The sequence below is a fragment of the Mycobacteriales bacterium genome (assembly GCA_030697205.1).
Taxonomy (GTDB): domain Bacteria; phylum Actinomycetota; class Actinomycetes; order Mycobacteriales; family SCTD01; genus JAUYQP01.
This window is the reverse complement of the sequence record JAUYQP010000020.1, coordinates 1-8,938: the sequence shown is the minus strand read 5'-3', so window position 1 is coordinate 8,938 and position 8,938 is coordinate 1. Positions and strand designations below refer to the sequence as shown.

The following is an 8,938-nucleotide window of genomic DNA, read 5'->3' as shown; positions in this document are numbered from 1 at the left end:
CCCCCCGCCCCCCCCCCCCCCCCCCCCCCCCCCCCCCCCCCCCCCCCCCGGTATGGGGTGGCTTCCCGCGGGGTGCCGGCCCGGCACACGCGGCGTAAAGCCACCCAATCGGCCGGAGGAAGGCGGCGGAGAGCGCTGGGGCGCAGTGGCTGCGGGTCAGTCGCGGAAGTGCTCCAGGACGGCGCGCTCGAAGTCGGCCTTGCGCTCGACCTGCACCCAGTGGCCGCAGCGGCTGTAGATGCGCAGGTCGCACTTCGGCATCCGGCGGGCTGGCAGCAACGCGCCCTCGACGGGAGCGACCCGGTCGTCGCGGCCCCAGCACAGCAGCACCGGCTGCTTGATGCGGTGCACCTCTGCCCACAGCGGCACGTCGCCGGACAGCCGCGGGTCGTAGAAGGTGGCGTAGGCGTCCTGCAGGTTCTTCACCGCACCCGGCGCGGTCGCGGCAGCGAAGCGCGCCTCGATCAGCTCGTCGGTGAGGCGTCGCTGGTCGAACAGCATCGTCTTCAGCCACGCGACGATCCGCTCGCGCGTCGGGTCAGCGTTGAACTCCATCAAGCGGGTGATGCCCTCGGACGGCGACGGCCCGAGGATCGGCACACCAGTGCCACCGGGCCCGTTGAGCAGCAGTGTGCTGACCCGCGACGGGTGGTCGAGAGTGAGCCGCGTCGCGACGTCGCCGCCCATCGAGTTGCCGACCAGGCCGACCTGCTCGAGTCCGAGCGCATCGAGCAGCCCGACGACGGCGTCCTTGCTGATGTCGAGGTAGCTCCGGTCGTAGACCTCGGGTCGGCCTGACCCACCGAAGCCGACCTGGTCGACGACGATCGCGCGGATTCCGGACAGCTCCGGCAGGTTGGCGCCGAAGTTGCCCCACCCGGTGACCCCAGGGCCGGAACCGTGCAGGAACACCACCGGCGGCCCGTCGCCGACGTCGTGGAAGGCGACGTCGTGACCGGCGACCTGGACGACCTTGCGGGTGCCCTCGGCAGTGGGCTCGCTCACGAGCGCTCGGCCACGATCTCGAGCGCGATGTCGATGAGCTGGTCCTCCTGGCCGCCGACGAGCTTGCGCGCTCCCGCCCGGATGAGCAGCTCCGCACCGCTGACGTCGTACCTCGTCGCGAGCCGGTCGGCGTGCTTGAGGAAGGAGGAGTAGACCCCGGCGTAGCCCATGGTCAGCGACAGCCGGTCGAGCAGGCACTCCCCGTCCATGACAGGGCGCACGACGTCCTCCGCGGCATCGATGATCTTGCGTACGTCGATGCCTGTCGTCACGCCGAGCTTCGCGCAGACCGCGACGAACCCCTCCACGGGCGTGTTGCCCGCACCGGCTCCGAAGCGGCGGGTCGAGCCGTCGATCTGCTGCGCGCCGGCGCGGGCGGCGTAGACGGAGTTGGCGATGCCCATCCCGAGGTTCTCGTGGCCGTGGAAGCCGACCTGCGCGTCGTCGCCCAGCTCGGCGACGAGCGCCGCCACCCGGTCGTAGGTCTGCTCCATGATGAGCGCGCCCGCGGAGTCGACGACGTAGACGCACTGGCAGCCGGCGTCGGCCATGATGCGGGCCTGTCGCGCGAGCTCCTCGGGCGTCGTCGAGTGGCTCATCATCAGGAAGCCCACGGTCTCCAGGCCCAGCTCGCGGGCAAGCCCGAAGTGCTGGCGCGACACGTCGGCCTCGGTGCAGTGCGTGGCAATCCGGCAGATCTGACCGCCCGCGTCCTGGGCCGCGCGGATGTCGTCCTTGGTGCCGAGGCCCGGCAGCATGAGGAAGGCGATCTTGGCCTGCTTCGCGGTCTTCACCGCCGCGCGGATCAGGTCGAGCTCGGGGGTGTGGCTGAAGCCGTAGTTGAACGACGAGCCCCCGAGGCCGTCGCCGTGGGTGACCTCGATGACGGGCACGCCCGCGTCGTCGAGCGCCGCCACGATGTCGACGACGTGCTCGAGGGTGAACTGGTGCCGCTTGGCGTGCGAGCCGTCGCGCAAGGAGGAGTCGGTGACCCGCAGGTCGAGGGTGTCGCTGTAGGTCCGCAGGACCGTCTCGGGCATCACCATCGTCAGACCCCCAGCTTCGCCGCGGCGAGGACGTCGCCGACGCGAGCCGCGGCGGCGGTCATGATGTCGAGGTTGCCGGCGTAGGGCGGGAAGAAGTCGCCGGCTCCCTCGACCTCGAGGAAGACCGCGACGCGGGCCATGCCGCCGTTGACGTCGGACGGGTCGTCGAACTGCGGCTCGCGGGCGCGGTAGCCGGGGACGTAGGCCTGCACGTCCTTGACCCGGTCCTCGATGGCCTTGGCGACCAGGTCGCGGTCGGCGTCCTCGGGGATGGAGCAGAAGACCGTGTTGCGCATGAGTGGCGGCGGGTCGGCCGGGTTGAGGATGATGATCGCCTTGCCGCGCTCGGCGCCACCGACGACCTCGATGCCGCGCGACGTCGTGCGGGTGAACTCGTCGATGTTGTCGCGGGTGCCGGGACCCGCGCTCTTCGACGACACCGACGCGACGATCTCGGCGTACCTCACCGGGACCACGGACGAGATGGCGTGCACCATCGGGATGGTGGCCTGGCCGCCGCAGGTGACGAGGTTGAGGTCGTCGGCGTCAAGGTTGTCCATCATGTTGGCGGCCGGCACGACGTAGGGGCCGAGCGCCGCGGGCGTGAGGTCGATCGCCTTGATGCCGGCCTCGCGGTAGCGCGGGGCGTTGGCGCGGTAGACGTAGGCGCTGGTGGCCTCGAAGAGCAGGTCGGGCTTCTCGTCCTGCGCGAGCAGCCAGTCGACGCCCTCGGCCGACGCCTCGAGCCCGAGGTCCTTCGCGCGACGCAGGCCCTCGGAGTCGGGGTCGACGCCGATCATCCAGCGCGGCTCGACGAGCTCGGAGCGCTGCAGCTTGTAGAGCAGGTCGGTGCCGATGTTGCCGGACCCGACGATGGCTGCGGTGAGCTTCGCCATGGGACTCCCTAGGAGAACGTGAGGTGGACGGACCCGAGTCCGCTGAACGTGGCGAGGACGTCGTCGCCTGGGCCGACGTCGTAGGCGCGGGTGCAGGAGCCGGGCAGCACGACGTGGCCGGCCTCGAGCCGGACGCCGAACGACGCGACCTTGCGGGCCAGCCAGGCGACGGCGATGGTCGGGTCGCCGAGCACCGCGTCGGAGCGGCCGGTGGCGACCTCGGCGCCGTTGATCGACAGCACGGCGTCGATGGCGGTGAGGTCGAGCTCGTCGGGCTTGACGCGCTGCTCCCCCAGGACGACGCCGCACGACGAGGCGTTGTCGGCGATGGTGTCGGTGAGCCCGATCTTCCAATCGGCGATGCGGCTGTCGATGAGCTCGATGGCCGGGGCGACGAAGTCCGTGCACCGCAGCACGTCCTCGACGGTGCAGCCCTCCCCCGGCAGGTCGTCGCCGAGCACGAAGCCGACCTCGACCTCGACCCGCGGCAGCAGGAAGCGGCCGGTGGGGATCGGGGCGTCCTCGGTGTAGACCATGTCGGACAGCAGGTGGCCGTAGTCGGGCTCGTCGACGCCCATCATCTCCTGCATGGCCTTCGACGCCAGGCCCACCTTGTGGCCGTGGACGGTCGCGCCGGCGGCCAGCCGGCGGCGGATGCCGATGAGCTGGATCTCGTAGGCGTCGACCACGTCGATCGCGGCCCAGGTCTGGGCCAGCGGCGGGATCGCGACCTGGGTGGCCTCGGCGACCCGCAGCGCCTCCGCGGCCTCGTGGCGCTCGGTGTCGGAGAGAGTCACGACTCGAGCCCGAAGGAGCCCTTGAAGAACAGCAGCGGCCCGACCTCGCGGTGGGTGACGAGCTCGCGCACCCTGCCGATGACGACGTCGTGGTCGCCGGCGGGATGGACCGCCTCGACCGTGCAGTGCACCGTCGCGAGGACACCGTCGAGCGACGGGCCCCAGGGCGTCTCGTGCCAGTCGAGCCCGGCGAACTTGTCACCGCCGCTGGTCGCGAAGCGCAGGCACAGCTCGGTCTGGTCCTCGGCGAGCACGTTGACGCTGAAGGCGCCGGCGGCGCGGATGCGGGGCCAGGTCGAGGAGGTGTGGGCCGGGCAGAAGAGCACCAGCGGCGGGTCGAGCGACACCGAGGTGAAGGACTGGCAGGCGAAGCCCACCGGCTCGCCGTCGTCGAGCCCGGTCACGATCGTCACGCCCGAGGCGAAGTGACCCATGACCCGGCGCATCTCGGCAGGTTCGACCGCAGGGTCGATGCTGTGCTCCACGACGGTCACGATGCACCACCGCCCCAGCGGTGGCCCCACACGCTGTCCTTGGTGATGTCCTCGGCGACGTAGTCGGTCTCCGACACCCGCAGGCCGAAGCAGCCCAGCTCGATGTCGAAGCCGCTCGGGGTCGCGACGTAGAACGACACCATCTGGTCGTTGGTGTGGCGCCCGAGCGTCGACGACAGCGGGAACTTCCGCTTCTGCAGGCGGTCCAGCGCTCGGCCGACGTCGTCGAGCTCCTCCACCTCGACCATGAAGTGGATGATCCCGTTGTCCTGCGGCCACGGGGCCAGGGCGAGGGCGTGGTGGCGCTCGTTGCAGGACAGGAAGCGCAGGAAGAGCCGGGCGTCGGGGGCGGCGCCCGGCATGCCCGGCGGCAGCCGGAAGGCACCGCGCGACCGGAAGCCCAGCACCTGGGTGTAGAAGTCGTAGGCGTCCTCGGCGTTCGTCGTGGGCAGGACGACGTGGCCGAGGCCCTGCCCGCCGGTGAGGAAGCGCGCGCCGTAGGTGGTCGAGAGCTTGTCGTGCACGAGCGAGGCGCCGTGGAAGACCTCCAGCGAGGTGCCGCTCGGGTCCTCGGTGAAGACCAGCTCCTGCACCCGCCGCTCGTCGGCCTCCGCGCCACTCGCGACCTTCACCGGGGCACCGGAGTCCTCGAGCTGACGGACGACGGCCCGCCAGGTCTCGCGGTCACGGACCTCCCACCCGACGGTGACGAGCCGGTCGGTCGTCCCGGGGTGCACGACGACGCGGTAGGGCCGGTCGTCGATGCGCAGGTAGAGCGCGGCCGGGTCGGGGCCCTTGCCCACGACCATGCCGAGCACGTCCACTGCCAGCTCGCGCCAGCGGTCGAGGTCGGTGGTCTCGACGACGAGGTAGCCCAAGGAGTGGACCCCGGACAGGCCGACCGCGTTGAGGGAGGCGCCCATCAGACCATCGCGTCCTCGATCGGCAGGCCGAAGGCCCCCTTGCCGTACATCGCGAGCCAGCGCTCGGTGTCGTTGGCGGCGTGGACGGAGCCGGCGTTGGCGTCGCGCCAGGCCCGCTCGATCGGGTTGCCGCTCTTGAGGGAGTGCCCGCCGGAGTTCTTGAACAGCAGGGCGATCGCCTCGACCGAGCGCTCGGTCCCGCGCACCTGGTCGCGCCGGGCGCGCAGCCGCAGCTCCATCGGGATGTCCTCACCCGCGTCGGCGTAGCGCATCTCCTCGCGGATGTTGCGCTCGAGCTGGAGCCAGGCCGCGTCGATCTCCGAGGCCGCCCGGGCGACACGCACGTGCGCGAAGCCGTCGCCGGAGACCTTCTGGCCGCCGTAGGAGATGCGGACCCGCTCCTGCATGCGGTCGATGTGGGCCTCGTAGGCGCCCTCGGCGATGCCGATGATCGGCGCGGTGATGGTGTTGGAGAAGACCGTGCCGAAGGGCAGCCGGTAGAGCGGCGCGGTGTTGACCTTCTGGCCCGGGCAGCGCAGCGCGCCGACGTCGTTGAACGACAGCGTGCGGTGCGCCGGCACGAACATCTTGTCGATGATGATGTCGTTGCTGCCGGTGCCGCGCAGGCCGACGACGTCCCACACGTCGTCGATCACGTAGTCGCTGCGCGGGACGAGGATGGTGAGGAAGTCGACCGGCTTGCCCTCGGGACCCATGACCAGCGCGCCGAGCAGCACCCACGCGCAGTGGTCGCTGCCGGAGGAGAACGACCAGCGACCGGTGCACTCGTAGCCGCCGTCGACCGGGGTGAGCTTGCCGGTCGGGGCGTACGACGAGGACGCGAGGGTCGAGCTGTCCTCGCCCCAGACCTCCTGCTGGGCCTCGACCGGGAACAGGCCGAGCTGCCACGGGTGGACGCCCACGATCGACGACACCCAGCCGGTCGACCCGCAGGCGCCCGCGATCGTCTTGACGACCTCGTAGAAGTCGACCGGGTCGGCCTCGAAGCCGCCGAACGCCTTGGGCTGGAGCATCCGGAAGACGCCGGCCTCCTGCAGCTCGGCGATCGACTCGACGGGGACCTTGCGGTCGCGCTCGGTCTGGCTGGCGCGCTCCCGGAAGCCGGGGAGCAGGTCAGTGACCGCGGAGAGGACCTTGTTGGTCATTGGCGCGTGCCCTTCGAGCGACGTGAGGGAGCCGATGCGCTGACGGTAGGCCCGGCCCCGGGACCCTGCGCACCCGTGTCCCGCTGAGCAGGACACGGCCGGGGCGGTGCTGTCGGCCCGCTGCGTCCGACGGTAGAACGTGTTGCACCCTGATCGCCAGGGCGGGCACGAGAGGGGTACGACGTGGTCCTGGAGCGCTTCCGGCTCGACGGGAAGGTCGCGGTGGTCACCGGCGCCGGACGCGGCATCGGCGCGGCGAGCGCGCTGGCACTGGCGGAGGCGGGCGCCGACGTCGTGCTGTCGGCGCGCACCGTGGACCAGCTGCAGGTCGTCGCGGAGCAGGTCGAGGCCCTCGGACGGCGGGCACTCGTCGTACCTGCTGACCTCGCCGACCTCGACTCCGTCGCTGCGCTGGTCCCCGCGACGGTCGAGGCCTTCGGGCGGCTCGACGTGGTCGTCAACAACGTCGGCGGCTCGATGCCCAAGGCCTTCGACCGCACCAACGCGCGCTTCCTCGAGGAGGCGTTCCACTTCAACGTCACCACCGCCCACGTCCTCACCCGCGCCGCGCTCCCCCACCTGCTGGCCGACGGGGGCGGGTCGGTCGTCAACATCTCGAGCGTGATGGGCCGCGTGGCCGGTCGCGGCTTCGTCGCCTACGGCACCGCCAAGGCCGCCCTCGCCCACTGGACCCGGCTCACCGCCCGCGACCTGTCCCCGAAGGTGCGCGTCAACGCCATCGCGGTCGGCTCGATCGCGACGAGCGCGCTGGAGATGGTCGTCAACGACGACGGGCTGCGGACCGCGATGGAGCAGAACACCCCGCTGCGGCGCATCGGCGATCCCGACGAGATCGCCGCCACCGTGCTCTTCCTCGCCTCACCCGCCGGCGGCTACGTCACCGGCAAGGTCATCGAGGTCGACGGCGGGCTCGAGGGCGCCAGTCTCGACATGGGCATCCCGGACCTCTGAGCCCCACCCCGAGAAGGAGCACGTCATGACCTACCGCGTCGTCGCTTGGAGCACGGGCAACGTCGGCCGCCACGCCATCGCCGGGATCGACGCCCGACCCGACCTCGAGCTGGTCGGCGTGTGGGTGTCCAACCCCGACAAGGCCGGCAAGGACGCCGGTGAGCTCGCGGGCCTCGGGCGGTCCCTCGGTGTCGCCGCGACGACGAGCGTCGAGGAGGTGCTCGCCCTCGCGCCAGACTGCGTCGTCAACACCGCGATGGCCGACCACCGCATCTTCGAGGCGCTCGGTGACCTCGAGACCCTGCTGCGCGCGGGCGTCAACGTCGTCGCGAGCGGCCCGGTGTTCCTGCAGTACCCCAGCGGCGTGGGCGAGGGACTCGCCGAGGGCGTCCGCAAGGCGGCCGCCGACGGCGGCGCGTCGCTGTTCGTCAACGGCATCGACCCGGGCTTCGCCAACGACTGGATGCCGCTCGCGCTCACCGCGATCAGCGAGCGCATCGAGGAGGTCCGCTGCGTCGAGATCCTCAACTACAACACCTACGACCAGGGGATGATCCTGTTCGACGTCATGGGCTTCGGCCGGCCCATGGACGACATCCCGATGCTGCTGCAGCCCGGCGTGCTGTCCATGGCGTGGGGCTCGGTCGTCCACCAGATCGCCGCCGGTCTCGACGTCGTGCTCGACGAGGTCGTCGAGTGGTACGAGCGCGAGCCGGCCCACACCACCTTCGAGGTCGACAGCGGCACCATCGAGCAGGGCACCGTCGGCGCCCTGCACTTCGAGCTGCGCGGCATGAAGGACGGCAAGACCGTCGTCGTGCTCGAGCACGTGACCCGGCTGCACGACGACCTGGGCAAGCAATGGCCCCAGCCCGCGGGCCACGGCTGCTACCGCGTCGTCGTCACCGGCGAGCCGAACTACACCCTCGACCTGCAGCTGATGGGCACCGACGGCGACCACAACACCGCCGGACTCAAGGCCACCGCGATGCGCCTGGTCAACGCCGTGCCCGCCGTCGTCGAGGCCGCACCCGGTCTCGTCACCGCGCTGGACCTCCCGCTCATCACCGGCAAGGGCCTCGTCGTCACCTGACGCGGCACCACCGAGGCGCCCGGGCTGGCACGATGCGCGCCATGGACTGGACCCACCTGGTGACCCTGGACGTGACCGGCCGCCCGGCGACGACCGGCTCGCCGCAGGCCGCCCCGTGGACGGAGGCCGTGCGCGAGGCCGTCGTCGACTCCGAGGTGGAGGTCGTCGACGGCCGCTTCTCGGTGCGGCTGGAGTTCCGGCTCGCGCCGACGTCGCGGGTCACCGATGCCGAGGACCTGCAGCACCTCGTCGGGCCGGTCCTCGACGGGCTCGAGGGCGTCTTCGGCACCGTCCTGTGGGCCGGTGAGCAGCGCCCGCTCGACGACCGCGTCGACCACCTCGAGGCGTGGAAGCGCCCGCTCGAGCCGGGCGAGGAGCCCGGCGTCGCCGTGGAGGTCTGGACCCGCTAGTGGTGTGTCGCGCATTTGAGTAACTAGTTCTGCGATAGTGTTCGTAGATGACCGCAGCTGCCGATTCGTTGGTGATGTCGCAGGGCCAGCGAGAGTCGCTGGAGAAGGTCGCGAAGTCCAAGACTGCGGCGCATCG

At 71.3% G+C, this 8,938-nt stretch carries 10 protein-coding genes; 3 read left to right on the top strand and 7 right to left on the bottom strand.

Going from position 1 to position 8,938, the window contains the following annotated elements:
• Window positions 1-156: 156 nt before the first annotated feature.
• The 7 genes from Q8R60_06935 to Q8R60_06905 are packed head-to-tail and all read right to left on the bottom strand — an operon-like array spanning window position 157 to window position 6,327.
• Window positions 157-1,005, bottom strand: a complete 849-nt coding sequence (locus Q8R60_06935; protein ID MDP3712202.1) for an alpha/beta fold hydrolase — start codon at window positions 1,003-1,005, stop codon at window positions 157-159.
• On the bottom strand, window positions 1,002-2,045 hold the full coding sequence (dmpG, locus tag Q8R60_06930) for a 4-hydroxy-2-oxovalerate aldolase (protein MDP3712201.1): 1,044 nt from the start codon (window positions 2,043-2,045) through the stop codon (window positions 1,002-1,004). Before dmpG ends, Q8R60_06935 begins: the two co-directional genes overlap by 4 nt.
• An 8-nt stretch (window positions 2,046-2,053) precedes the next feature.
• Complete coding sequence (locus Q8R60_06925) at window positions 2,054-2,947, bottom strand: acetaldehyde dehydrogenase (acetylating) (protein MDP3712200.1); 894 nt, start codon at window positions 2,945-2,947, stop codon at window positions 2,054-2,056.
• An 8-nt stretch (window positions 2,948-2,955) separates the two neighbouring features.
• Window positions 2,956-3,702 (bottom strand): 2-keto-4-pentenoate hydratase, encoded by a 747-nt coding sequence (locus Q8R60_06920; protein MDP3712199.1) that lies wholly within the window; start codon window positions 3,700-3,702, stop codon window positions 2,956-2,958.
• A 38-nt stretch (window positions 3,703-3,740) separates the two neighbouring features.
• Window positions 3,741-4,190 carry a flavin reductase family protein gene (locus Q8R60_06915; protein MDP3712198.1) on the bottom strand — a complete coding sequence of 150 codons (450 nt, stop codon included), beginning with the start codon at window positions 4,188-4,190 and terminating at the stop codon, window positions 3,741-3,743.
• Window positions 4,191-4,234: 44 nt separating this feature from the next.
• A complete protein-coding gene (locus Q8R60_06910) occupies window positions 4,235-5,161 on the bottom strand; it encodes a VOC family protein (GenBank protein ID MDP3712197.1) in 927 nt (308 codons plus the stop codon).
• Complete coding sequence (locus Q8R60_06905; GenBank protein ID MDP3712196.1) at window positions 5,161-6,327, bottom strand: flavin-dependent monooxygenase; 1,167 nt, start codon at window positions 6,325-6,327, stop codon at window positions 5,161-5,163. The genes Q8R60_06910 and Q8R60_06905 overlap by 1 nt, the downstream gene beginning before the upstream one ends.
• A gap of 183 nt (window positions 6,328-6,510) precedes the next feature.
• Here Q8R60_06905 and Q8R60_06900 point away from each other — a divergent pair, with 183 nt between their 5' ends.
• The 3 genes from Q8R60_06900 to Q8R60_06890 are packed head-to-tail and all read left to right on the top strand — an operon-like array spanning window position 6,511 to window position 8,802.
• A complete protein-coding gene (locus Q8R60_06900; GenBank protein ID MDP3712195.1) occupies window positions 6,511-7,299 on the top strand; it encodes an SDR family oxidoreductase in 789 nt (262 codons plus the stop codon).
• A 25-nt stretch (window positions 7,300-7,324) separates the two neighbouring features.
• Window positions 7,325-8,392, top strand: a complete 1,068-nt coding sequence (locus Q8R60_06895) for a diacylglycerol kinase (protein MDP3712194.1) — start codon at window positions 7,325-7,327, stop codon at window positions 8,390-8,392.
• A gap of 41 nt (window positions 8,393-8,433) precedes the next feature.
• Complete coding sequence (locus tag Q8R60_06890) at window positions 8,434-8,802, top strand: hypothetical protein (protein ID MDP3712193.1); 369 nt, start codon at window positions 8,434-8,436, stop codon at window positions 8,800-8,802.
• Window positions 8,803-8,938: the final 136 nt, after the last annotated feature.